We start from the raw sequence: 22,476 nt of genomic DNA on the forward strand, positions 1-22,476 counted from the left end.
TGGCAGACCCCCGTCGGCCAATACTAGTTAATGACGGGGAATACCGCTGAACGTGGCATGTGGGGCTCGATCTCCCCACGTGACTGGCGACAGCACATTTTGGACAACATTACGTAATGACAACCATCCGTGTAAAAGAAAACGAGCCGTTTGACGTCGCTCTGCGTCGCTTCAAACGCACTATCGAAAAATTGGGTTTGCTGACGGACTTGCGCGCACGCGAGTTCTACGAGAAGCCCACTGCAGAGCGCAAGCGCAAGAAGGCCGCTGCCGTCAAGCGCAACTACAAGCGCATCCGCAGCATGCAATTGCCCAAGAAGATGTTCTGATTTCCTAACGGATTCAGCGCCTTCACAAGGCCAAAAAGCTCGCTTGGGGACGCTCCAGCGGGCTTTTTTATTCCCCTCTCTCTCAGGAACCACTGCAATGTCATCACTCAAAGACCAAATCACCGAAGACATGAAAACCGCCATGCGCGCCAAAGACGCTGAGCGCCTGGGCACCATCCGCCTGCTGCTGGCGGCATGCAAGCAAAAGGAAGTGGACGAGCGCGTGGAGCTGGACGACGCCATGGTGGTGGCCATTGTGGACAAGCTCATCAAGCAGCGCAAAGACAGCATTGAAGCCTTCACAAAGGCCCAGCGCATGGACTTGGCTGACAAAGAATCGTCTGAGCTAAAGGTGCTACAGGCCTACCTGCCGCAACGCATGTCCGCCGATGAGGTCTTGGCCGAAGTGAAGGCCATCGTGGCCGAACTCGGTGCCACTAGGTCGTGGTGTGGGTCCCAGCGATATGGGCAAGGTGATGGGCGCCGTCAAGGTCAAGCTGGCCGGCAAAGCCGAAATGGGCACCGTGTCAGCCGCTGTCAAGGCCGCGCTGGCGGGTTAAAACGCGTTTGCCTGCCACTGAATGCGCAGTGGCAGCGACGCAAAGCCGCTGGCAGGGAAGACGGCGGTCTGCGGCGGCTGTTCGGGCACTAGGTCAACGCGCTGCGTACGGCGCAGCAACTCTTCCATCAAAACGCACAACTCAAGCCGCGCCAAGGGCGCACCCGGGCAGACGTGAATGCCTGCGCCGTACAGCAGGTTCAGAGACGGGTCGCGATCCAACTGAAACACATCCGGGTCGCCAAACACGGCCTCATCGCGGTTGGCCGACGCCCACATCAGCGTCAGGCGATCCCCTGCCATCAGGCCTTGCCCGCCCACCTGGGTCGGCTCGGTGGCAATCCGGCGGTTGCTGAACAGGGGCGGATGGATGCGCAAAACTTCATCAATGGCCGCAGGCAACAAGGCAGGCTGTGCGCGCAACTGCTGCTGCAAGGCGGGCTGCTTCGCCAGGTAGTGCGTCAGTATCTCCACGCTGGCGGCCATGGTGCCGAGTTCGCCCACCGTCCAGTTGCGCAGGATGCTCACAATGTCATTCTCAGCCAATTCCTTGCCCCCAATTTTGGTGCGCAGCAGGCTGGTGGTGATGTCGTCCGGTGCGGCGTCACCGGCATCGCGGCGTACCATCAAGAGCGCCTTGATGTAGCCGTCAAACTCCAGCGCCACGGCGTCCATGGCGGCCTGCTCGCGCGACAGCGTGGCTTGGTGGTTGCGGCGTATCCATTGGCGCAGCGGCTCATGCAAATCCGCTGGCCAGCCCAAAAACGCGCATTCGATGCGCAAGACAAAGTCTTGCGCAAAAGTGGTCATCTCGATGGCTCCACTGGCGGCAGACAAATCCTGCAACAGGTTGACCGCAATCTCTCGGCATTCCGGTGCAAAGTCCTGCATGCGCTGCGCGCTGAAATACGGGTCAATCACCCGGCGGTAGCGGGTGTGCTCGGGCGGGTCCATCCCGTTGGGCACCGATGGATAACGCGATACCGCGTTGCTGAAGGTGCGGTGGTCGTGGAGCACCCGCAGCACATCGGCATGCCGGAATACCGACCAGTGCTGGTACTCGCTGTGGGCCACTGGGCACCGTTGGCGCATGGCGTCATAAGCGGGAATGGGGTTGTTGATGACTGTCTCGGACCGTGGGTCCCAGTCATGGTGTTGCGTGCGGGTCGTCATAGTAGAGATTATAAATACATCATGCCGTGATATATTTAGTTTAAAGACCATGCCAAAATCCGAGTCAATTGCCAAACCCGTCAACCGGCGCCAACGCCCGGCCAAGCGCTCTTTGTCCAAGACCGACGTGGAGGCATTGGCTGCTTTTCGTTACCAGTTGCGACTTTTTTTGCGCTTCAGCGAAGATGTGTGCCAACACCACGCCATCACGCCATTGCAATACCAGATGCTGCTGCAAATCAAGGGTTTTCCAGACCGCGAATGGGCAACCGTGAGCGAACTGGCAGAGCGCCTGCAAGCGAAGCACCACGGCGTTGTAGCCCTGATTTCACGTTGCGAGTCACTGGGCCTGGTGCGCCGCAAGACCAGCACAGCCGATCTGCGCCAGGTTGAGGTGCACCTGACCGCCCAAGGCCAACGCGTGGTCAATCGCCTGGCGCTCCAGCACAGAGACGAACTACAGACCTTCGTGGACTATTGCGGCAACGCGTTACGGCCAACTCCCACGCCTGCCCCATCATCACCCCCTTGCGGAGAGCAACCATGAACCACCTGCGCACACGCGCCGTCCACGCCGGACAAGCACCCGACCCGGCCCATGGCGCCATCGCAACGCCCATCCACCAGACCACGGCATTCGGCTATGGCACGCTAGAGCACGGTGCCGCCATATTTGCGGGCAAAGCGCCAGGCTACCGCTACAGCCGGTTTGCCAACCCGACAGTGCATGCACTAGAGGCCAAGATGGCCGATCTGGAAGGCGCACCCGCTGCGTTGGCTCTGAGCAGCGGCACGGCGGCCACATCGGCGATCGTGTTGGGGTTGCTCAAACCCGGCGATGACATTGTATTTTTGGGGCCTTTGTACGGCGGTACCGAAAACCTGTTCCGCTCGCTGGCGGGCCGCTTTGGCATCCGGGCCATTGACGCATCAGAGCAGGGTTTGACGGCGAGCCTAACGGCGAACACCCGCATGGTCTGGGTGGAGCCCCTCACCAACCCCAGCTTGCACCTGCACGATCTGTCCCAAGTAGCAGCGCTGTGCAAGGCACGCGGCATCATCAGCGTGGCCGACAGCACGTTTTGCACGCCTTGCCTCACGCGCCCACTGGAACACGGCATCGACCTGGTCATGCATTCCATGACCAAATACCTCGGTGGCCACGGTGACGCCACCGGTGGCTTGGTTGCTGGCGCAGCGGCCTTGGTGAGCGCCATCCGCCAGACCGGTCTGGGCCAGGTCGGCGGCAACCTTGCCCCCCAAGAGGCCTTTTTGTTTTTGCGCGGCATCAAAACACTGCCGCTGCGCATGGCAGCCCACTGCGAAGGCGCGCTGGCGGTTGCGCGGTTTCTGGCGTCACACCCAGCAGTATCTGCCACGCATTACCCCGGTTTAAACGAACACCCCCAACACGCGCTGGCACAACGCCAAATGCAGGGTGGCTACGGCGGCATGGTGTCGTTTGAACTCTCCGTTGGTACGCGGGCACAGGCTGCCGCTGTGCTGGACCGGCTCACACTGTTCACCCAAGCCGTCTCGTTGGGCGACGTGGACAGCCTGGCCTGCCATCCGGCCAGCACCACGCACAGTTTCATCTCGCCCGAGGCGCGCGCAAAAAATGGCGTGGGTGAAGGATTGATTCGCCTGAGCGTGGGGATCGAGCACCCCAACGACTTGATCGCCGATCTGGCGCAGGCGCTTAGCTGCCTGCTACTTTCATCCGGTTAAGCAAAATCGAGCCCACGGTCTTTGCACCATAGTTGTATGTGTCGGCACCCACTGCCTCAATGCCTTTGAGCATGGTTTTCATGTTGCCGGCAATGGTGATCTCGTGCACGGGGTAGGCAATGTGGCCGTTCTCGACCCAAAAACCGCTGGCGCCACGCGAGTAATCGCCGGTCACATAGTTGGTGCCCTGGCCCATCAGTTCGGTCACAAACAGACCCGTACCCAGCTTTTGCAACATGGCATCCAGGTCGTCCCAAGGTCGGGTCTGGCGCGAAGTGAAGGTGAGGTTGTGCGAACCGCCCGAGTTGCCCGTGGTTTGCATGCCCAGCTTGCGCGCGGTGTAGCTACTCAAAAAATAGCCCTGCACCCGGCCACCCTCAATCACCTTGCGCGATTTGACGCTCACACCCTCACCATCAAACGGAGAGCTGCCTTTGCCGCGCAGCACAAACGGGTCTTCAAACATATCAATGTGGCGCGGCAACACTGCCTTGCCCAGCGAATCCAGCAAAAACGTGCTCTTGCGGTACAGCGCACCACCGCTCAGGGCCTGCACCAAACTGCCCACCAACCCTGCGGCCAAAGGCGACTCAAACAGCACCGGGCATTCCACCGTGTTGATCTTGCGCGCCTTCAGGCGGCTCAGAGCGCGTTCGGCAGCGTAGCGGCCAATGGCATGGGGCGAAGCCAATGCGTCCGGGTGGCGCTGCGAGCTGTACCAGGCGTCACGCTGCATGTCACGGCCCTTGCCCGCAATCGGCGACACCGACATGGAATGGCGCGAGCTGGCATAGCCACCGCGAAACCCGTGCGTATGGGCACTGAAAAAATGCGATTGCTGGGCTGATACGCCAGCGCCTTCGCTGTTGGTGATCTTTTTGCTGGTGGCCAAGGCCGCCGCCTCGCACTCCAACGCCAGGCGCATGGCGTCTTCACTGGTGATGGCCCAGGGAAAGAACAGATCCAGATCGCGCTCCCGGTCCGCAACGGGCGCAATGTCTTGTACGTCCGGCAGGCTGGCAAAGGGGTCTTCGGCGGTGAAGCGGGCAATGTCATAGGCGGCGCTAACGGTTTGCGCAATGGCCTCTTGTGAGAAATCCGATGTACTGGCGTTGCCCCGGCGCTGGCCCACGTAGACCGTCACACCCAGCGATTTGTCGCGGTTGCGCTCCACATTTTCCAGCTCGCCATTGCGAACCGACACGCTCAGGCCGCAGCCTTCGGACACTTCGGCACCAGCGTCGGTGGCGCCAAGCTTCTTGGCATGCGCCAGCGCGGAGTCCACCAAAGACTCGAAAAACGGACGACTGTAGGCAAATCCGCTGTCGGCGGGCTTGGTCGAAGGGGTGCCGCTGGCGGCAGTGGGGGTCGGGGAATGGGGGTTCGTCATAGCGGAGGCTATGATACTTGCCAATATGAGCAAACTAAAAAAAGGCTATTTCGTCAAGGGAAAATTCGTCGCCGAGGGCAGCGAGTTGGACCTGGAACTCAAGCGTGAGCTTAAGGGAACCGATGAGAAAAGCCGCACCGATCTCAAGCGCGAAAGCACCGAACTACAAAAGCTGGGTGAAGACCTGCTGACCCTGCGCGCCGAACTGCTAACGCGTTTGGAACTGCCCGACAAACTGCTGGAAGCCATCGCCGAGTACAAGCGCATCACCAATTTTGAAGGCCGCCGTCGCCTGATGCAGTTCATCGGCAAGCGCATGCGTCAGTTGGAGCCGCAAACACTGGAGGCCATTCGTGTGGCCCTGGTGGAGCAGCACACACCGTCGGCCCTGGAAACGCAAACGTTGCACGCCACCGAACAGTGGCGCGACCGCCTGATTACCGACGATGATGCTGTGGGCCAATGGGTCAACATTTGCCCGACGACGGACGTGCAACAACTGCGCGCATTGGTCAGGCAAGCGCGCAAGGATGCCAAACCCGAAAAGCCCGGATTGGCACCCCGCCATGGCCGGGCCTACCGAGACATCTTCCAGATCGTGCGCGAACACCTGATGCACCCGGATAGCGATGCCAACCCCACCCCGCTGGATGCCGGTCTGCACAACCCCGGAGCCGATGCGTGAGTGCAGACACATTGCCTTCGCTCGATGCAGTAAAAATTGGCATCGTGTCGATCAGTGACCGCGCCTCCACTGGCGTGTACGACGACAAAGGTCTTCCAGCACTGCAAGACTGGTTGACCCGCGCCCTGCAAAACCCACTGACGTTTGAAGCACGCCTGATCCCCGACGAAGCCACCACCATCAGCGCCACCCTGATTGAACTGGTGGACGCTGGTTGTTGCCTGGTGCTAACCACCGGCGGCACCGGCCCCGCGCTGCGCGACGTGACACCCGAGGCCACGCTGGCCGTGGCGCACAAGGAAATGCCGGGCTTTGGCGAGCAAATGCGCCAAATCTCTTTGCGCTTTGTACCCACCGCAATTCTCTCGCGCCAGGTGGCAGTGATTCGCGGTCAAAGTCTGATCATCAACCTGCCAGGGCAACCCAAAGCGATTGCCGAAACCCTGGAAGGCCTGAAGGACGCCGACGGCAAGCCAGTGGTCAACGGCATCTTTGCCGCTGTGCCCTACTGCATTGATTTGGTTGGCGGGCCGTATCTGGACACGGTGGAGTCGGTGTGCAAGGCGTTTCGGCCCAAGAGCGATTCAGTCACCAGTTTCGGACCAATCGACCGTCCTGGCAAACTCGACTTTACACGAAAAAGTTACTGGCATCACCCTCGCTATGTCCATTTACCGCTGCAACAAGTGTGGATTCAGCTTCAAACCGAATACGATTAACGGTGCATCTGGAATCTCCATCGGCCTATCCGGAAGATGCCCTGTCGCCCGTCTGTGGCACACCAGATGCGACCGATTTGCCTTGGCACCTTGTTTTTAAGTCGAAGAAATTTTGGGGCTGATTGCAAAGAGCGGTATTTCTCAGGCCCTTGGCGGAAATTCAAGGCCAGTTACAGCATCAATGCCCGACATCTCCAAGCCCGAGAACCCGACAGTTACCCTTCAGCCAGGCCTGCGCCAACTGTTCAGCCACAGGGTATACCTCGTCGTTCCACGGAAACAAGAAGACCAAACTGACCAAGCCTCACCACTGCAAGACGTCAACCTGCACAACACCAGCCTGCCTGGCCAGACCCTTTTACCAAACAGCAGGCTCTCACCGCAAGACTGGTTTGTTTCACGCCAAAATCAAAGCGCAATTTGATTTTCCTCATGTCGATACCAGACTGGATTCGTCGAGGACGCTAGCATTCGCGCTCGCGAATTATACCGCAGGGCTACGCGCTGTTTGCCGAACTGATGGATCGCGTGCGCTTCGCCTACCGCAAAAGCCACAGCTGGGTGAACCTGGAACTCGCAAACCTCTCCCAAAAGGACGCACAAGCCATCAACACCTTGTGCCGCCAGCTCTACCGGATGGCTCACACATTTTTGCGCTACCACTACCAAAAGCCGGAGCTTGAAAAGTCGATGTCGGCAGACCTAACGACGGATCTTCAAACCGCTCACTCAATGTTAGACAATTTCCTTCCTCCGATTGAGGGTGATGCTGGCGTGAGTATTTTGCCTTCAATGAACTGGGATTTCTTTCAAACGCCCGGCTTAGGACCCACGACAACCAAATTCAACGACGAAACCCTAGCTCCAAACGCGAGGCGTAGAAACTAGCCTCCGTCGCGTCACCGAGTAATGCCAAGTACCGACACACGGTCATTTACCACAAACGAAGACTTGCATGAACTGGATGTGGTGTGCCTTCCTGCCGGTCAGCCTCCCATTTGTATCGAATGCAAATCCGGTGAGTTCCGCCACGACATCGACAAATACCCTTCTTGGCCTGGGGCAAACTCAACGGTGTAAATTTCCATCAAGGTTTAACGTTGGCCGGAAATTTTGCGACCAAACGTTCTCGCACCTGAGACGCCGACAACACTCGCTCTGGATGCGCCTGCGCTCAAAGCGGAGCCACTTGCGGACCCCAGGAACAAGCCGGTCTGGCCCACAACGAGCGCAAACCGTCACGCATCACTTCGCTCTGGGACGCATATTCGCCTGTAGCCACTTTCGCTTTGACAATTTGCGCCATGTCGCCGGGCAACCTGATGCTCATGTGTTGGGTGTTGCATGGTTATACCAAGAGCTGGCAACGCCTACTTACCCACCAGCTGGTTGAGCCGCTCGGCTTCAAAGCTCTCCTTGCGCGCTGCGTCACCTGGCACGCAGTCGGGCGTGCTGGCCACACCAGCGCGGTTGGCCGACAGCGTTTCAATGGCTTGCCACAGCAGCGTAATCTGGTGCTCCTGCCCTGAGGCGGAGTCAATCAGGCCGCGCAGAGCCTGGCTGACAGGGTCGTCTTCCTGGGTGATGCCGTAGGCAGTGAACTTGGGTTCGGCGTGGCTGACATCAGCACTCTCCCCGGTCTTGCTGGGGATGATGCGCGCCGGTATGCCCACCGCCGTAGCGCCTGCAGGAACGGGCTTGATGACCACTGCGTTGGAGCCAATCTTGGCGCCGTCACCCACCTCAAAGCCGCCCAGTACCTTGGCACCGGCACTCACCACCACGTCTTTACCCAACGTGGGGTGGCGTTTGACGCCCTTGTAGAGTGATGTTCCGCCCAGCGTTACGCCTTGGTAAATGGTGCAGCCGTCACCAATCTCGGCGGTCTCGCCCACCACCACACCCATGGCATGGTCGAAGAAGACGCGCTGGCCAATGATGGCGCCCGGATGGATTTCAATGCCGGTCGCCCAGCGGCCCAGGTGCGAAATAAAGCGCCCCAGCCACTTCAAGCCGTGTGTCCAGCACCAGTGCGCGCGACGGTGCAGTACCAGCGCGTGCAAGCCAGGGTAGCAGGTCAGCACCTCCCACGTGCTGCGCGCAGCCGGGTCGCGGTCAAGAATGCACTGAATGTCGGAGCGGATACGGGAAAACATGGGCTTAGTCTATCCCTTCACTTCAGGACAAGTCCTTAATATGGATTTGGCAATGCCCCGAAGGATGTGGACCTCTTCCTGCGTGACCTGGGCACGGTTGAAGAGGCCGTTGAGCCGGGGCATGAGCTTCTTGGGCGCGGCCGGGTCCAGAAACTCCAGCGCCACCAGGGCCTGCTCCAAATGTGCCAGCATGCCGGCAACCTGCGCGGCATCGGCCAGCACGGGCGGTTGGGTGGCGGTTTGCACGCCAAAGCTGCCCAAGGCCAGACGCCATTCGTAGGCAATAACCTGCAGCGCTGCACCCAGGTTGAGTGAGCCAAACTGCGGGTTGCTGGGAATGCTCAGACACGCGTGGCAGCGGTACACGTCTTCGTTGCGCATACCAAAGCGCTCGGAGCCAAACAGGAAGCCAATACCCTGCTGTGGCCCAACACTATCAACCAAATCAACCTCTAGCCCTCGTGGAATATACGTACGTTGCTGCGATTTTGATAGCGAATCGAAATGCTCCCGGGGTGTCACCGTAGGCGGGCCAAAGTCGCGCGGCGTCATGGCGGTGGCGCACAGGTGGGTCAAACCGTCCAGCGCTTCGTCCAGCGTGTCCACAATACGGCACTTGTCCAGCACATCCAGCGCGCCACTGGAACGCTGAATGGTTTCCTCGCGGCGCAGCACATTGGCCCAGCGCGGCGCCACCAACACCAGATCGTCGAAACCCATGGTTTTCATGGCCCGGGCGGCCGCGCCCACATTGCCGGCATGGCTGGTGTTGATCAGGATAAATCGGGTAATCATTGGAACCGGTAAAATACAGATATTGTCGCGCCTGCATCGCCAAGCGTTCCGCCCAGTTCTTCATCACAATTTATGTCGCCCAATCTGCACCCCATGATCAACGTGGCCGTCAAGGCCGCGCGCGCCGCCGGTTCCATCATCAACCGCGCAGCGCTCGATATCGAGTCGGTTCGCGTTTCCGAAAAGAAAGCCAACGACTTCGTCACCGAAGTGGACCACGCTGCCGAGCAGGCCATCATAGAAACCCTGCTCACCGCCTACCCCGGCCACGGCATCTGGGCCGAAGAGTCCGGACGCGAACACGGTGCCAAAGATTCCGAATTCGTCTGGATCATCGATCCGCTGGACGGCACCACCAACTTCATCCACGGCCTGCCGGTGTACTGCGTGAGCATTGCGCTGGCCGTCAAGGCAAGGTTGAGCAGGCTGTCGTGTACGACCCCACCCGCAACGACCTGTTCACCGCCACCAAAGGTCGCGGTGCCTACCTGAATGACCGCCGCCTGCGCGTGTCCAAACGTATCCATTTGAAAGATGCGCTGATTTCCACCGGTTTCCCCTACCGCGCTGGCGACAACTTTTCCAACTACCTGACCATGATGGGCGAAGTGATGCAGCGCACTGCCGGCCTGCGCCGCCCGGGTGCCGCCGCACTGGACTTGGCCTATGTGGCCGCTGGCTACACCGAAGGCTTTTTTGAGCTGGGCCTGCAGGCCTGGGATGTGGCTGCCGGCTCGCTGCTGATAACGGAAGCCGGTGGGTTGGTAGGTAACTTCACGGGTGAGGCCGATTTTCTGGATCAACAGGAATGCCTGGCTGGCAACCCGCGCATCTATGGCCAGCTCATCACCATATTGGGCAAGCACAGCAAATTTGCCAGCGCTGGTGAAAAGGCCGCGCTGCGTCAGTCTGGCGACAACTGAAGACTTTCCAGCGGCACCGGGCGTCCAAAGAAAAAACCCTGAAAGGCCTTGCATCCGTTGCGCAGCAGAAAATCGCGCTGGCCAGCGGTTTCCACGCCCTCAGCCACCACGCTCAAGTCCAGACTGCGCGCCAGGCTCAAGATAGTGCGGGCGATGGCAGCGTCGTTGGGATCTACCAGCACATCGCGCACAAATGACTGGTCGATTTTGAGCTGGTCCAACGGCAAGCGCTTGAGGTACGACAGCGAAGAGTAGCCGGTGCCGAAATCATCCAAGGCGAAACTGACGCCCATCGACCGCAATTCCCCCATTTTTCCAATGGCGTCGTCAAATTCGCTGAGCAACATGCTCTCGGTCAACTCTAGCTTCAAGCGGTAGGGGTTGGCACCGGTGATGCGCAACAAATCCAGCAGTTGCGGTGTGAACTCCGGATGGCGAAACTGACGTGCACTGACATTGACCGCTATGGTGAGCCGGCGGGTTGAAGGGCTGGCGCTCCATGCCACCAATTGCATACAGGCTCCGGCCAGCACCCATTGCCCTAGGGGGAAAATCAGGCCAGTCTGCTCGGCCACCGGAATGAACTCGGCTGGTTCCACCATGCCACGCGTGGGATGGTTCCAACGCAACAGCGCCTCGACCCCGGTGGTCTTGCCTACCTCGTCCACCACCGGCTGGTAATGCAGTAAAAATTCTTCTTCTTCCATGGCGCGACGCAGGTCTGCCTCCAAGACGGCACGCGCGCTGGCGGCGGCTTGCATGACCGGATCGAAGAAGCGCAGCGTATTGCGACCCGCAGCCTTGGATTGGTACATGGCAAGGTCCGCACGTTGCAACAATTCATCCACGCTTTGCTGCTGGCCAAAAAACAGGGCCACCCCAATGCTGGGGGAACTGTGGTGGGTTTGTCCTTCCAGGTCGTAGTACTGGTTGAGCGCGATCAGCACTTTTTTGCCCACCGCATCAGCCTGCGCAGCAACGTCCAGCTCGGTTTCGCCGATTTCTTCCACCATCACCACAAATTCGTCGCCGCCCAAGCGGGCCACGGTATCCGCGCTGCGCACACAGCCGGTCAAGCGGTGCGCCACCTGTTTGAGCAGTTCGTCACCCAAGTGGTGCCCGCGCGTGTCATTCAAAACCTTGAAGTTGTCCAGGTCAATAAACAGCAACGCACCATAGCTGCTGCGGCGCGCGCTGGCGGCAATAGCCTGGCTCAGGCGATCAATCAACAGGCGCCGGTTGGGTAGTTCGGTCAGGGGGTCATAAAAAGCCAAACGTTCAATGTCTGCTTCGGCCTGTTTGCGCGCACTGATCTCGCGCCCGGTACCGCGGTAACCCTTGAAGCTCCCTTCGCTGTCAAAGACTGGAGCGCCGCTGATGGAAACCCACATCAGCGAGCCATCCTCACGGGTACGTTGCATCTGAAAATCGAGGAAAACTTCATGCGCGTACACGGCCGCGCGATGTGCCTCCCACTGCGCATCGGTAACGCCCAATACACCTGAGTCCCAGCGTGTCTTGCCCAAGTAACTCTCGTCGGGCCGAGCTTTTGTGGATTCGTGATCACCATCAAAACGGATGAAGCGAAACTCCGCGTCCTGCTCCCAATACCAGTCTGAACTCAATGCCGTGAGGGCACGAAAACGCTCTTCGCTGCGCTGGGTGGCTGCCAACTGGTCGGCAGCAACCTGCAAGGCGGCGCGTTCGCTGGAGATATCCTGCACGATGCCAAATTCGGCCCTGATCACCCCGAGTTCGACCTGGCGCTGCACGCGCGAACGCAGCCAGATGACTTTGCCGTCGGGGCGGCGCCAGCGGTACTCCACGATGGCATCGTCCATCTGCTTGAGGGCGCGCTTGACCAGCGGACGATCCTCGTCGACCACACTTTGCAGGTGCTCTCCCACCGGCACCACCTGCGCGCCCCCCATTTGCGCGATCTCGCAATAACCCCGTGACAAATGCACCATGGCATCGCCGGGGTAAACCACCCAATAGCCCACCTTGGCCACCGCCTCGGTCATCTGGTGCAGCGTGAGCTGGCGGTTAAGCTGTTCATTTGCCCGTTCCAGGGCCTGTTCGTCTGAGAGCACAGCGGCCTGGGCCATGCGCAAGGCAGTCACGTCACGCAGGTAAAACAGGAGATAGGCCTGCAACTGAATTTCGACCTGCGAGACGCTGATGCATATCTGGCGGAGGCTTCCATCTTGCGTGCGCAGGGTGACGTCAACATCACGCACCTGACCGCCGGTGGCTAGCGGGCTCAACACGCGCTCCCGCGTGGCCTCGTCTGCCCACATGCTTAACTCCATCGCCGTGCGCCCTAACACGCGGTCGCGCGAATATCCGCAGAGGTTGAGGTACGCCTGGTTGACATCGACCAACACGCCATCGCGCACGCGGGTCAGTACCATTGCCTCAGGGCTTTGTTCAAAAATCGCACGGTAAAGCGCGTTGCCGCCCGCAGCGATGAGCGGGGGGTCGTCGTGCGGAACGTTGGACACAGCCGGCCTTTGGTTAACCGGGTATGGCCTCTTGCCAGCGCGCATCCAAGCAGAACACCCGGTTTCGCCTGTCGTCATCAATGGATAATTTGGATTTCAAGGGATGCTCCTGCAGTTAAATCGCGACGGTCAGCCCTTTGGCATTGCCCACCAAGCAAGAGCGTAGCACCGATTATGCGGGTGAGCGTCCCGACTCAGATCAGCCCGGCCAGTTTTGCATCAATGCAGATAGGAAGTTCCGAAAGAACATCCAAACGCTCATTGGTTAAAACTGCAGGCGTGGGCCAGGCCCAAAGCGCCGAGTCGCGTTGCGCAAGCAGGGTTCGGATTTCCACCCTGCACAACCGTACAAGCGACTCCACCACGGCATCCACATCCGGGTGCCCCGTGTCCAGTCTGATCCGATCCAGCAGATCGGCCGTGGTTTTGGCCGTGAGCATCAAATCGCCAGTGACCCAGCTATTGACCGTGAACAAGGAGACAGGGACGCCCTTTGCATCCAATCCGATGGCCAACAAATGGCGTGTGTTGGGGTTGCTGGCACCGCTACCGAGCTTGCCAAATTCAATCTCACGGACAGAGTGCAGCCTGCGCGACCAGAGCTTGCGCCTCGCAAACAAGTGGATGTGGCCATGCTCGAACGCCCCGGGCCGATCTTCGGGCGAGTGTGAATGGTAGAACCACTGAAACCCGGTGCCTTGGTCGATCGCATCATCATCGGGATAGTGGTTCCACTGCTTCGGCGTTTGCCCGCCGAGCAATTCCCCAAATAAATGGGCTCCGCGCTGGGCAAGGCCTGCATACGTTTCCAACAAACGGGAACCGGCCGCTACCTGCGCGGCATGACTTGATGCACTGGACGACCGGCTCGCTTTACCCATCAGTGCATGGGCGCGCACTTTGGAGCACACTTTGGAGCACATTTGGGCGCGCATTTAGCCATGCACTTCGGCGCACATTTCTTGGCTCCGCACTTTGCGGGCTTGGCGCAGCACTTGGGCGCGCATTTGCCGCAACACTTGGACATGCCAGTCCTTGGCTTGCACTTGGCAGCGGCCTTCATGTCTTGAGCCGCGGCGGGTAGAGCCAGGGTGGCGACCGTCAGTGCGGCCAGGGATGCCATTTTCAAAGATGTGTTCATACAGGTTCCTTAGTGGTGGATAGGTCGAGGCCGCGATTGGCTTCCTCACCCACTAAGAGGCGCCAACCAGACGGATCGGTTCGCGTCCAATAAAAAATATTTTTCTGAACCCGCGAACCATTTGGGTGCCAAGCCCCCTCTTAGTCGGTAACCACCCCGAAAAACGAACCCAAAGGACCGCCATGACCTACCACGCTTCCGCACTGTTATCCGTCTTGATCGCCTCGCTTGGCTTTGCCACTGGTGCATTGGCGGCAAACGAAACGATCAGGCCCGCAGGCTACAAGCCCATCGCCGGAGATGCCCAGCTGGGCGAAAAGCTCTTCAACGACACCAAGCTCTCGACCAACGGCATGTCCTGCGCATCCTGCCATGCCAACTACGGCGCATTCTCGGCCTCGTTTGCCAAACCCTATCCCCACGCCGTCACCATGGCCAAAGACCAATTGGGCCGCAAGAGCATTTACCTGGATGAAATGATCCAGGCCTGCATGGTCATGCCCATGGCGGCTAAACCGCTGCCTTGGGATTCCAGGGAACTGGCAGGTCTCACCGCCTATGTGCAGACGCTGCAAAAGACCTTCAAACCAGCCCATTAACCCACTCGGAGACTTCCCATGAAATTCGTAGCGACCATTCTCACCATCGCGTTTTCCTCCCTGGCAACCCTGGCCATGGCCGGAGACATCAAACCCTTCAGCCAGCAGGAATTCGACCAACTCACAAAGGCGGGCCAACCGGTGGTGCTGGACATCAGCGCGCCATGGTGCCCCACTTGCAAGGCGCAAAAACCCATCATTGACGGCTTGATGCAGCAGCCCGCCTACAAGGATGTGACGCTGCTGACCATCGACTTCGACAACGCCAAGCCCACGCTCAACAAGTTCAGGGTCGCCATGCAAAGCACGCTGGTGGCATTCAAGGGCGAAAAGGAAGTGGGTCGCTCGGTTGGCGACACCACCGCCGCAGGCCTTGAGGCGCTGATCAAAAAGACGGTGAACTGATGGAGTTCGGCCTCGGCTCTTACGGTTTTGGTTTCCTGGCCGGGCTGCTGTCAACGCTATCGCCCTGTGTCTTGCCCGTCATTCCCATTTTGCTGGGCTCGGCTACCCATGTGCACCCAAGGGCGCCGCTGGCACTCGCAGGCGGGCTGGCCCCTGTCTTACGCCATCATTGGCACCGCGCTTGCCTGGGCCGGCTCCGCGCTGGGGCTGGACACCTCCATTTTTCGCGGCATCGGAGCTGCAATTTTGGGATTGCTGGGTTTGATCCTGATGTCTGGCGGTTTGCAACAGCGTTTTGCTGCGGCTACCTCGGGCATTGGCGATGCTGGCAACAACCTGATTGCACACATGCGCCTGGACGGCCTGTGGGGCCAGTTCGCAATAGGTTTGGTGTTGGGCGTGGTGTGGAGTCCTTGTGTCGGCCCAACTTTGGGCGCGGCTATTGTTTTGGCCAGCCAGGGAACGCAACTTCTGCAAGTCGCCATGCTGATGGGGATTTTTGGCCTGGGGGCTGCACTACCCGTTGTCGCGCTGGCCTACGCCTCGCGCGGCGCAATGCTCAAGATGCGAGGCAAACTCATGCAGGCCGGCAAGACGGGCAAGATGATTCTGGGTGCCATCATGATCGCGCTGTCGGTGCTCATCTTGACGGGTGCCGACAAGCCCATCGAAGCCTGGCTAGTGGACCATTCCCCCGATTGGCTCACCCAACTGACAACCCGGTTTTAATGGGTGAAGATGCTACTCAACTCGCAACAGCACCAAACCATGGTAGACAGCATAGCCGATCGCAACAACTTGATCCTGGCCGCCCAGACGGGCGACCCGGTCGCCATTGGCCGCCTGCTGGCCGTGTGCCAAGCCGATGCCCGCCGCTACGCCCACAAACACTGCCAAAGCAGCGATGTGGACGATGCCGTGCAGGAATCGCTGTTGATCATTGCCCGCAAGGTCAGCGGGCTCAAAGCCGCCGCCGCCTTTTCGGGCTGGCTCTTTACCGTCATCAAGCGCGAGTGCCGCAAGCTGGAACGAATGATGTTCAAGACCGACTCGCTGGACGAAGACTTGGCCGAGCACCAATTGCTCTGCAAGTCTGACAATGACTTGCGCATCGACCTGGCAGCAGCGCTTGAATCACTGCCGGCCCACTACCTCGAAGTAGTGCTTCTGCGCGACTTCGAAGACCTCACCATTTCGGAAATTGCCGAACGCCTTGACGAACAGAGCGGTGCCATCAAAAGCCGGCTGCACAGAGCCCGCGAGCTTGTGCGCGAATACATGTTGGGGCCACTGGTGCAAACTGCCAAGCAGCCATAGTCAGTTTGGACCGCCGCGGAAAATGTGCCAGCCCGCATTTACCCGACAATGGCGGCTTCACCCCAGTCTTCCATGCTGATTGCGTAAGCCATTGATGCCCCAAGAGATGTCTTCACTTTCACCTTCACCTTCACACTCACCCGCCCTGGCTGCGTTTGCCGGCCACACCCCCATGATGCAGCAGTACCTTGGCCTCAAAGCCGAGTACCCGGACACGCTGCTGTTCTACCGCATGGGCGACTTTTACGAGATGTTCTACGCGGACGCCGAGAAGGCGTCGCGCCTGCTGGACATCACCCTGACCACCCGTGGCCAGTCGGCCGGCCAACCCATTGCCATGGCCGGTGTGCCGTTTCATGCCATGGAAGGCTACCTGGCCAAGCTGATCCGCCATGGCGAATCGGTGGCCATTTGCGAGCAGGTGGGCGAGGTCACCGGCAAAGGCCCGGTGGAGCGCAAGGTGGTGCGCATCGTCACCCCCGGCACATTGGTCGATGCCGAGTTGCTGAGCGAAAAATCCGAATCCATGTTGATGGCCGTGCACCAGGGCCCGCGCAACCGCTGCGGCCTAGCGTGGCTCAGCGTGACGCAAGGTGTGGTGTATCTGGCCGAATGCACCCCCGACGAAGTACCGGACTGGGTGGCCCGCGTGTCCCCCAGCGAGCTGGCCTACAGCGCCGGCGCCACCACTGCCTTTGAAGACCGCCTCAAGCGCCTGCGCTCCAGCGCGACCAGCAACAACGCCCTGTACACCACAGCACGGCCCGAGTGGCAGTTTGACAGCGCCCTGGGCCAGCGCAAACTGCTGGACGCGCTGCAAGCCGCGAGCCTATCTAGCTGGAACGCGCAAGACCTGCCCCTGGCCCACGCCGCCAGCGCCGCCCTCTTGGGCTATGCAGAGCACACCCAGGGCCGCAACCTGACCCACATCAGCGCGGTCCAGGTGCAGCGCGATGATGAGTTGATCGATTTGCCAACCACCACCCGGCGCAACCTGGAGCTGGTGCAGACCTTGCGCGGTGAAGACGCACCCACCCTGTTTTCGCTGCTCGACACCTGCATGACCGGCATGGGGAGCCGCCTGCTCAAGAGCTGGCTACTCAGCCCCCGGCGTGACCGTGCGCAGGCCCAAGCCCGGCTGGACGCCATTGCCACCCTCAAGGGCGGTTTGTGGGATGGTTTGCGCAAGCAACTCAAGGGCAGCGCCGATGTGGAACGCATCACCGCCCGCACGGCACTGCGCCAAGTGCGGCCACGCGAACTGGTGGCGCTGGTGCAAACGCTACAAAAAACGGAGCTGCTTGCGCATATTCTGCGAGGGCTGGAAGGCGATTGGGCTGGAAGTTTTGCTCCGTGTCCCCCGCCCGCTTTGCGGGCTCCTCCTTTACCTGCGCAAAATCCCCAGCCCAACCACCTTCCAGGGGCTTGCTGGCACAGCTGGCAGCCGACCTACTTTCGCCACCAGAATGCTCCACATTGCTGCTGCAATCCATTGCGCCAGAGCCTGCCGCCGTGGTGCGCGATGGCGGTGTGATTGCCACCGGCTTTGATGCCGAGCTAGACGAACTGCGCGCCATCCAAACCAACTGCGACAGCTTTTTGGTGGACCTGGAGGGGCGCGAAAAAGCCCGTACCGGCATTGCCAATTTGCGCGTGCAGTTCAACCGTGTACACGGCTTTTACATCGAAGTCAGCCAAGGCCAGTTGGACAAAGTACCCGACGACTACCGCCGCCGCCAGACGCTGAAAAACGCCGAGCGCTTCATCACCCCCGAACTCAAAGCCTTTGAAGACAAAGCCCTGTCCGCACAAGACCGCGCCCTGGCCCGCGAGAAGTTGCTGTTTGAGCAAGTGCTGGACCAGTTGCAGGCCTTTGTGCCCGCACTCACCCGCACAGCCCGCGCGCTGGCCGCGCTGGACGCCCTGTGCGCGCTGACCGAGCGCAGCTTGACCCTGGGCTGGTGTGCGCCGCAGTTTGTGGTGGAACCGTGTATTGACATCACCCAAGGCCGCCACCCGGTGGTGCAGGCACGCTTGGCGGAGTTGTCCAGCGGAAATTTCATCGCCAACGACACCCGCATGGGCCCCAAGGCGCGCATGCAAATCATCACCGGCCCCAACATGGGCGGTAAATCGACCTATATGCGCCAGGTGGCGCTGATTGTGCTGCTGGCCAGCATTGGCAGCCATGTGCCCGCCACCGCCTGCCGCCTGGGGCCGATTGACGCCATCCACACCCGCATTGGCGCAGCCGACGACCTGGCCAACGCCCAGTCCACCTTCATGCTGGAGATGACCGAGGCGGCGCAAATTTTGCACAGCGCCACGCCCCACAGCCTGGTGCTGATGGACGAAATTGGCCGCGGCACCAGCACCTTTGACGGGCTGGCCCTGGCCAGCGCCATTGCCACCCAGTTGCACGACAAAACCCAGGCCTTCACCCTGTTTGCCACGCACTACTTTGAGCTGACCGAGTTTCCCGCCACGCACCACGCAGCACTCAATGTGCATGTAAGCGCCACCGAGTCGGGCCGCGACATTGTGTTTTTGCACGAAATCCAGAGCGGCCCCGCGAGCAAGAGCTACGGCGTGCAAGTGGCGCGACTGGCCGGCATGCCCGCCGCTGTGCTCAACCAGGCCCGCCATACGCTGGAAGCGCTGGAGACCCAAGCCACCCAGGCGCACGCGCAGGTGGACTTGTTTGCCGCGCCACCGGCTGCCGAAACCGCATCGACCAGCGCACTGGAATCCAAGCTTGCTGGCATCAACCCCGATGCGCTCAGCCCAAGGGAGGCCTTGGAAGCGCTGTACCAGTTGAAATCGCTGCTTAACCACGGATAGCACGGTGGTCAGTGCGAGCGGCTGTTACTGTAGAAACCCACAACTGGCAACCTCCAAAATCGGTTAGCCTCACAAGCTGATAGCGAAAAAAATAAACCAGGGATCTTCATGAACATTGCAAATAAGCTGGCGTCTCTCACGCTGATGCTGATTTCGACCGTTGCGTCCGCCGAAAACGGCGTTACCGACAAAGAAATCCTGATCGGCCAGTTTGCGGCCATCAGTGGGCCTGCGGCCCAATTGGGGCAACGCATGCAATTGGGCATGCAGGCGTATTTCACCGCAATCAATGCGCAAGGGGGCGTCAATGGCCGCACGATCAAGCTGTTGACCAGAGACGACGGCTACGAACCCGAAAAAACGGTTGCAGCCGTCAAGACGCTTATCCTGGAGGACAAAGTGTTCGCGCTGGCCGGCTCAGTGGGAACCCCCACCGGTCTTGCCGCGGTGCCCATCGTTTCAGAGCAGCGCGTTCCATTGGTGGGCATGTTCACAGGGGCCCAGGCCCTGCGCGAGCCCTTCAACCGCTACGTATTTCATGTGCGGGCCAGCTACTTTGACGAAACCGAACGCATCGTGCAGCACCTTACAACCCTTGGCATCAAGAAGATCGCGGTGTTCTACCAAAACGATGCCTATGGCAAAGCAGGGCTTGAAGGCGTAACGCAGGCTTTGACCAGGCGCCAGCTCAAACCGGTAGCTACGGCCACAGTGGAAAGAAACTCAGTGGATGTGACACAGTCACTGGAGACGCTGGTCAAGGCCGCGCCCGAGGCCATTGTGCAGATTGGCGCCTACAAGTCCTGCGCGGCATTCATCAAACAGGCACGCGCCAAGGGCTACGGTGGCCAGTTCTTCAACGTCAGCTTCGTGGGCTCCAGGGCATTGGCCGACGAACTGGGCGACACCGGCCAGGGAGTGGTAATTTCACAAGTGGTCCCGTTTCCTTATGCCCAAAACACACCTATGGTTCGCGATTACCAGCTACGCATGACCGAGGCCGGCCATAAGGATTTCGACTTTACCAGCCTGGAGGGCTACCTGACCGCACGCGTCTTGGTGGAGGGGCTACGGCGCGCAGGGAAGAACCTGACCCGCGATAGCCTCATCGCCGGGCTGGAGTCCATGAATGAAGTCAACCTAGGTGGTTTCACAATCAATTACAGTTCCAAAAGCCACCAAGCGTCCAACTTCACCGACCTGACCATCATCGGTCGCGGCGGCAAGTTTATGCACTGACTGACAATGACCTACTGCGTTGCTATCAAACGCAACGCCGGGCTGGACCGTGTCATCACCCCCGACACGCCGCTGGACGAGGCCACCAAATGCGCGCTGGTGTCTATGGATGCCACACGCAAGTCCAACCTGTCGGTGGGCCTGTCGCCCAAGAAGATATCCACCCCGCAAGAAAAATTGCTATAACCCGCACTCATCCGTTTATGCCCGCCACCATCGTTTTCTCCCACGCCAACAGCTTTCCCGCCAGCACCTACCGCGTATTGTTCAAAAGCCTGCAAACACGCGGCTTCACGGTCAAGGCGGTGGAAAAATATGGCCATGACCCGCGCTACGCCATCAGCAACAACTGGCCCAACGTGGTGCCCGAATTGATCGACTTTGCGCAAGACGCCGTCACCCAGACGGGTGAGCCTGCGTGGTTGGTGGGCCATTCGCTGGGTGGGTATTTGAGCCTGATGGCCGCCATCCGCAAGCCCGAGTTGGTGCGCGGCGTGGTGCTGATCGATTCGCCCATCGTGGGCGGCTGGCGCTCCAAGGCGTTGGGGGCCATGAAAACGACCGGCATGTTTGGCTCGTTCTCGCCCGGTGCGCTCAGCAGCAAGCGGCGCAATACCTGGCCCAGCATCGACGCGGCCTACGCCCACTTTCGCCACAAAAAAGCCTTTGCCAAATGGGACGATGCGGTGCTGATGGACTACGTCACCCACGGCACGTTGGAAGCCGATGGCAAGCGCGTGCTGAGTTTTGACCGGGACGTAGAAACGCAGTTCTACAACACCGTGCCCGACAACCTGGAGCGCTTGCTGGCACGCCACCCGGTCAAATGCCCGGTTGCGTACATTGGCGCGTTGGCATCGCACGAAATGAAGCAAGTGGGCATGGATGCCACCCAAAAAGTCACCAAGGGGCGCATTTTGATGCTCGACGGCAGCCACCTGTTCCCCATGGAAAAACCGATTGCTACCGCCGCGGCCATTGAGGCGGCCTTGCGCAACATGGAAGGTTAAGCAGCCCAGGTGACGGCGCCACTCCAGGCAGTGGCCAGCACCACCACGCCAAAGGCAATGCGGTAGTACGCAAAACCCACAAAGCTGTGCGTGGCAATAAAACGCAACAGCCAGCGCACGCACACCCAGGCTGCCAGAAACGACACCACCAATCCCACCGCAAACAGCGGTATATCGGCCACGCCAAGCAACGCGCGCTCTTTGTACAGGCTATAGACACCGGCACCAATCAGCGTGGGGATGGCCAGGTAGAACGAAAAATCGGTGGCCGCCTTGCGCGACAGCCCCAACAGCATGCCACCGATGATGGTGGCCCCACTGCGGCTGGTGCCGGGAATCATGGCCAGGCATTGCACCAGGCCCACCTTGAGGGCGTCTTTCCAGTTCATGTCATCGGCGTCCAGCACACGCACCGCATTGCCGCCGGCTACCTGGCGCTTCTCGGCCCACAGGATGATGAATCCACCGACGATAAACGTGGTGGCCACCACCACTGGCGTAAACAAATGCTCCTTGATGGTCTTGCCAAACAACAGGCCCAGCACCACGGCGGGAATGAAGGCGATCAGCACGTTCAGCGCAAACAACTGCGCCTGGCGCTGTGTGGGCAGGTCTGCCACGGTGGTGCGGATTTTTTGCCAGTACACCAGCACCACCGCAAAGATGGCGCCGGTCTGGATGGCAATATCAAACACCTTGGCCTTGTCGTCGTCAAAGCCCAGCAAGGCACCGGCCAGAATCAAATGCCCAGTGCTGGAGATGGGCAAAAACTCGGTCAACCCCTCGACGATGCCCATCACAACGGCCTTCATCAGCAAAACTAGGTCCAAAACCAACTCCTTCAAGTAAAAAATGGCGGTAGCTCTCGTATTATCTACGTAAGTAGCTCACTTATTCATAGCGATCTACAAGTCGTTGCAACTTGTTTGTAGCGGGCCGTTGCACGGCGCCTGGGCATGGCAT

18 protein-coding genes and 6 pseudogenes are annotated in these 22,476 nt (G+C 59.8%); 16 read left to right on the top strand and 8 right to left on the bottom strand.

Features of this window, described 5'->3' with window-relative positions; translation table 11 throughout:
* Positions 1-116 precede the first annotated feature (116 nt).
* Together rpsU and IPI80_RS07340 are read left to right on the top strand one after the other, a co-directional pair.
* On the top strand, positions 117-329 hold the full coding sequence (gene rpsU, locus IPI80_RS07335) for a 30S ribosomal protein S21 (RefSeq protein WP_029709788.1): 213 nt from the start codon (positions 117-119) through the stop codon (positions 327-329).
* Between the two features lie 97 nt (positions 330-426).
* Positions 427-889 (top strand): annotated as a pseudogene (locus tag IPI80_RS07340) (GatB/YqeY domain-containing protein).
* Here IPI80_RS07340 and IPI80_RS07345 read toward each other — a convergent pair.
* A complete protein-coding gene (locus IPI80_RS07345) occupies positions 886-2,061 on the bottom strand; it encodes a cytochrome P450 (protein ID WP_413858625.1) in 1,176 nt (391 codons plus the stop codon). The pseudogene IPI80_RS07340 and the gene IPI80_RS07345 overlap by 4 nt on opposite strands.
* 49 nt (positions 2,062-2,110) lie before the next feature.
* Between IPI80_RS07345 and IPI80_RS07350 the strand changes: the two genes are divergently transcribed.
* Complete coding sequence (locus IPI80_RS07350; RefSeq protein WP_413858627.1) at positions 2,111-2,608, top strand: MarR family winged helix-turn-helix transcriptional regulator; 498 nt, start codon at positions 2,111-2,113, stop codon at positions 2,606-2,608.
* Positions 2,605-3,789 (top strand): trans-sulfuration enzyme family protein, encoded by a 1,185-nt coding sequence (locus IPI80_RS07355; RefSeq protein ID WP_413858629.1) that lies wholly within the window; start codon positions 2,605-2,607, stop codon positions 3,787-3,789. The genes IPI80_RS07350 and IPI80_RS07355 overlap by 4 nt, the downstream gene beginning before the upstream one ends.
* Here IPI80_RS07355 and pmbA read toward each other — a convergent pair.
* Positions 3,761-5,179 carry a metalloprotease PmbA gene (gene pmbA, locus IPI80_RS07360; RefSeq protein ID WP_413858631.1) on the bottom strand — a complete coding sequence of 473 codons (1,419 nt, stop codon included), beginning with the start codon at positions 5,177-5,179 and terminating at the stop codon, positions 3,761-3,763. The two genes, IPI80_RS07355 and pmbA, sit on opposite strands and share 29 nt — an antisense overlap.
* A gap of 25 nt (positions 5,180-5,204) precedes the next feature.
* Between pmbA and yjgA the strand changes: the two genes are divergently transcribed.
* The 3 genes and pseudogenes from yjgA (at position 5,205) to IPI80_RS07375 (ending at position 7,471) form a co-directional block, all read left to right on the top strand.
* Positions 5,205-5,864: a ribosome biogenesis factor YjgA gene (yjgA, locus tag IPI80_RS07365; RefSeq protein WP_413858633.1), complete on the top strand. Its 660-nt coding sequence runs from the start codon at positions 5,205-5,207 to the stop codon at positions 5,862-5,864.
* An 11-nt stretch (positions 5,865-5,875) separates the two neighbouring features.
* Positions 5,876-6,445, top strand: a pseudogene (gene mog, locus IPI80_RS07370) (molybdopterin adenylyltransferase); the annotation flags it as partial.
* A 657-nt stretch (positions 6,446-7,102) separates the two neighbouring features.
* The gene (locus IPI80_RS07375; protein WP_413858635.1) at positions 7,103-7,471 is read left to right on the top strand and encodes a hypothetical protein; all 369 of its coding nucleotides are present in this window, start codon (positions 7,103-7,105) and stop codon (positions 7,469-7,471) included.
* A gap of 199 nt (positions 7,472-7,670) precedes the next feature.
* On the opposite strand, the pseudogene IPI80_RS07380 reads toward IPI80_RS07375, so the two are convergent.
* The 3 genes and pseudogenes from IPI80_RS07380 to IPI80_RS07390 all read right to left on the bottom strand — a co-directional run bounded on the left by IPI80_RS07380 (position 7,671) and on the right by IPI80_RS07390 (position 9,534).
* A pseudogene (locus IPI80_RS07380) lies at positions 7,671-7,913 on the bottom strand (ribbon-helix-helix domain-containing protein).
* A 40-nt stretch (positions 7,914-7,953) separates the two neighbouring features.
* Positions 7,954-8,739: a serine O-acetyltransferase gene (gene cysE, locus IPI80_RS07385; RefSeq protein WP_413858637.1), complete on the bottom strand. Its 786-nt coding sequence runs from the start codon at positions 8,737-8,739 to the stop codon at positions 7,954-7,956.
* Positions 8,740-8,748: 9 nt separating this feature from the next.
* Positions 8,749-9,534 carry an RNA methyltransferase gene (locus tag IPI80_RS07390; RefSeq protein ID WP_413858639.1) on the bottom strand — a complete coding sequence of 262 codons (786 nt, stop codon included), beginning with the start codon at positions 9,532-9,534 and terminating at the stop codon, positions 8,749-8,751.
* Between the two features lie 72 nt (positions 9,535-9,606).
* Here IPI80_RS07390 and IPI80_RS07395 point away from each other — a divergent pair.
* Positions 9,607-10,457, top strand: a pseudogene (locus IPI80_RS07395) (inositol monophosphatase family protein).
* Here IPI80_RS07395 and IPI80_RS07400 read toward each other — a convergent pair.
* Positions 10,439-12,961: an EAL domain-containing protein gene (locus IPI80_RS07400; RefSeq protein ID WP_413858641.1), complete on the bottom strand. Its 2,523-nt coding sequence runs from the start codon at positions 12,959-12,961 to the stop codon at positions 10,439-10,441. The pseudogene IPI80_RS07395 and the gene IPI80_RS07400 sit on opposite strands and share 19 nt — an antisense overlap.
* 194 nt (positions 12,962-13,155) lie before the next feature.
* Positions 13,156-13,896 carry a DUF6969 family protein gene (locus tag IPI80_RS07405; protein WP_413858643.1) on the bottom strand — a complete coding sequence of 247 codons (741 nt, stop codon included), beginning with the start codon at positions 13,894-13,896 and terminating at the stop codon, positions 13,156-13,158.
* A 388-nt stretch (positions 13,897-14,284) separates the two neighbouring features.
* Here IPI80_RS07405 and IPI80_RS07410 point away from each other — a divergent pair, with 388 nt between their 5' ends.
* From IPI80_RS07410 to IPI80_RS07445, 8 genes and pseudogenes are all read left to right on the top strand, one after another.
* Positions 14,285-14,701 carry a cytochrome c peroxidase gene (locus IPI80_RS07410; protein WP_413858645.1) on the top strand — a complete coding sequence of 139 codons (417 nt, stop codon included), beginning with the start codon at positions 14,285-14,287 and terminating at the stop codon, positions 14,699-14,701.
* 18 nt (positions 14,702-14,719) lie between these two features.
* Positions 14,720-15,106, top strand: a complete 387-nt coding sequence (locus IPI80_RS07415; RefSeq protein WP_413858647.1) for a thioredoxin family protein — start codon at positions 14,720-14,722, stop codon at positions 15,104-15,106.
* Between the two features lie 108 nt (positions 15,107-15,214).
* Complete coding sequence (locus IPI80_RS07420) at positions 15,215-15,835, top strand: cytochrome c biogenesis CcdA family protein (protein ID WP_413858649.1); 621 nt, start codon at positions 15,215-15,217, stop codon at positions 15,833-15,835.
* Positions 15,836-15,874: 39 nt separating this feature from the next.
* Entirely contained in the window at positions 15,875-16,423 is a 549-nt protein-coding gene (locus IPI80_RS07425; RefSeq protein WP_413858651.1) for an RNA polymerase sigma factor, read from the top strand.
* 172 nt (positions 16,424-16,595) lie between these two features.
* A pseudogene (mutS, locus tag IPI80_RS07430) lies at positions 16,596-19,264 on the top strand (DNA mismatch repair protein MutS).
* Between the two features lie 108 nt (positions 19,265-19,372).
* Entirely contained in the window at positions 19,373-20,503 is a 1,131-nt protein-coding gene (locus IPI80_RS07435; RefSeq protein WP_413858653.1) for an ABC transporter substrate-binding protein, read from the top strand.
* A gap of 42 nt (positions 20,504-20,545) precedes the next feature.
* Positions 20,546-20,647: pseudogene (locus IPI80_RS07440) on the top strand (peptidase); the annotation flags it as partial.
* 59 nt (positions 20,648-20,706) lie between these two features.
* The gene (locus tag IPI80_RS07445; RefSeq protein WP_413858655.1) at positions 20,707-21,513 is read left to right on the top strand and encodes an alpha/beta hydrolase; all 807 of its coding nucleotides are present in this window, start codon (positions 20,707-20,709) and stop codon (positions 21,511-21,513) included.
* Here IPI80_RS07445 and IPI80_RS07450 read toward each other — a convergent pair.
* Positions 21,510-22,343, bottom strand: coding sequence for an undecaprenyl-diphosphate phosphatase (locus IPI80_RS07450; RefSeq protein ID WP_413858657.1), 834 nt, complete (start codon positions 22,341-22,343; stop codon positions 21,510-21,512). The genes IPI80_RS07445 and IPI80_RS07450 overlap by 4 nt on opposite strands.
* Positions 22,344-22,476 lie beyond the last annotated feature (133 nt).

Origin of the sequence: Candidatus Aalborgicola defluviihabitans, assembly GCF_016705985.1 — a bacterium.
Lineage (GTDB): Bacteria > Pseudomonadota > Gammaproteobacteria > Burkholderiales > Burkholderiaceae_C > Allorhodoferax > Allorhodoferax defluviihabitans.

Bases quoted from the DNA above. Each gene is read 5' to 3' on its own strand.
- IPI80_RS07375 (WP_413858635.1), top strand. From the start codon at position 7,103: ATGGATCGCGTGCGCTTCGCCTACCGCAAAAGCCACAGCTGGGTGAAC.
- IPI80_RS07405 (WP_413858643.1), bottom strand. From the start codon at position 13,896: ATGCGCGCCCAAATGTGCTCCAAAGTGTGCTCCAAAGTGCGCGCCCAT.
- yjgA (WP_413858633.1), top strand. From the start codon at position 5,205: ATGAGCAAACTAAAAAAAGGCTATTTCGTCAAGGGAAAATTCGTCGCC.
- IPI80_RS07435 (WP_413858653.1), top strand. From the start codon at position 19,373: ATGAACATTGCAAATAAGCTGGCGTCTCTCACGCTGATGCTGATTTCG.
- IPI80_RS07345 (WP_413858625.1), bottom strand. From the start codon at position 2,061: ATGACGACCCGCACGCAACACCATGACTGGGACCCACGGTCCGAGACA.
- cysE (WP_413858637.1), bottom strand. From the start codon at position 8,739: ATGTTTTCCCGTATCCGCTCCGACATTCAGTGCATTCTTGACCGCGAC.
- IPI80_RS07445 (WP_413858655.1), top strand. From the start codon at position 20,707: ATGCCCGCCACCATCGTTTTCTCCCACGCCAACAGCTTTCCCGCCAGC.
- IPI80_RS07350 (WP_413858627.1), top strand. From the start codon at position 2,111: ATGCCAAAATCCGAGTCAATTGCCAAACCCGTCAACCGGCGCCAACGC.
- IPI80_RS07415 (WP_413858647.1), top strand. From the start codon at position 14,720: ATGAAATTCGTAGCGACCATTCTCACCATCGCGTTTTCCTCCCTGGCA.
- rpsU (WP_029709788.1), top strand. From the start codon at position 117: ATGACAACCATCCGTGTAAAAGAAAACGAGCCGTTTGACGTCGCTCTG.
- IPI80_RS07410 (WP_413858645.1), top strand. From the start codon at position 14,285: ATGACCTACCACGCTTCCGCACTGTTATCCGTCTTGATCGCCTCGCTT.
- pmbA (WP_413858631.1), bottom strand. From the start codon at position 5,179: ATGACGAACCCCCATTCCCCGACCCCCACTGCCGCCAGCGGCACCCCT.
- IPI80_RS07390 (WP_413858639.1), bottom strand. From the start codon at position 9,534: ATGATTACCCGATTTATCCTGATCAACACCAGCCATGCCGGCAATGTG.
- IPI80_RS07355 (WP_413858629.1), top strand. From the start codon at position 2,605: ATGAACCACCTGCGCACACGCGCCGTCCACGCCGGACAAGCACCCGAC.
- IPI80_RS07420 (WP_413858649.1), top strand. From the start codon at position 15,215: ATGTGCACCCAAGGGCGCCGCTGGCACTCGCAGGCGGGCTGGCCCCTG.
- IPI80_RS07425 (WP_413858651.1), top strand. From the start codon at position 15,875: ATGGTAGACAGCATAGCCGATCGCAACAACTTGATCCTGGCCGCCCAG.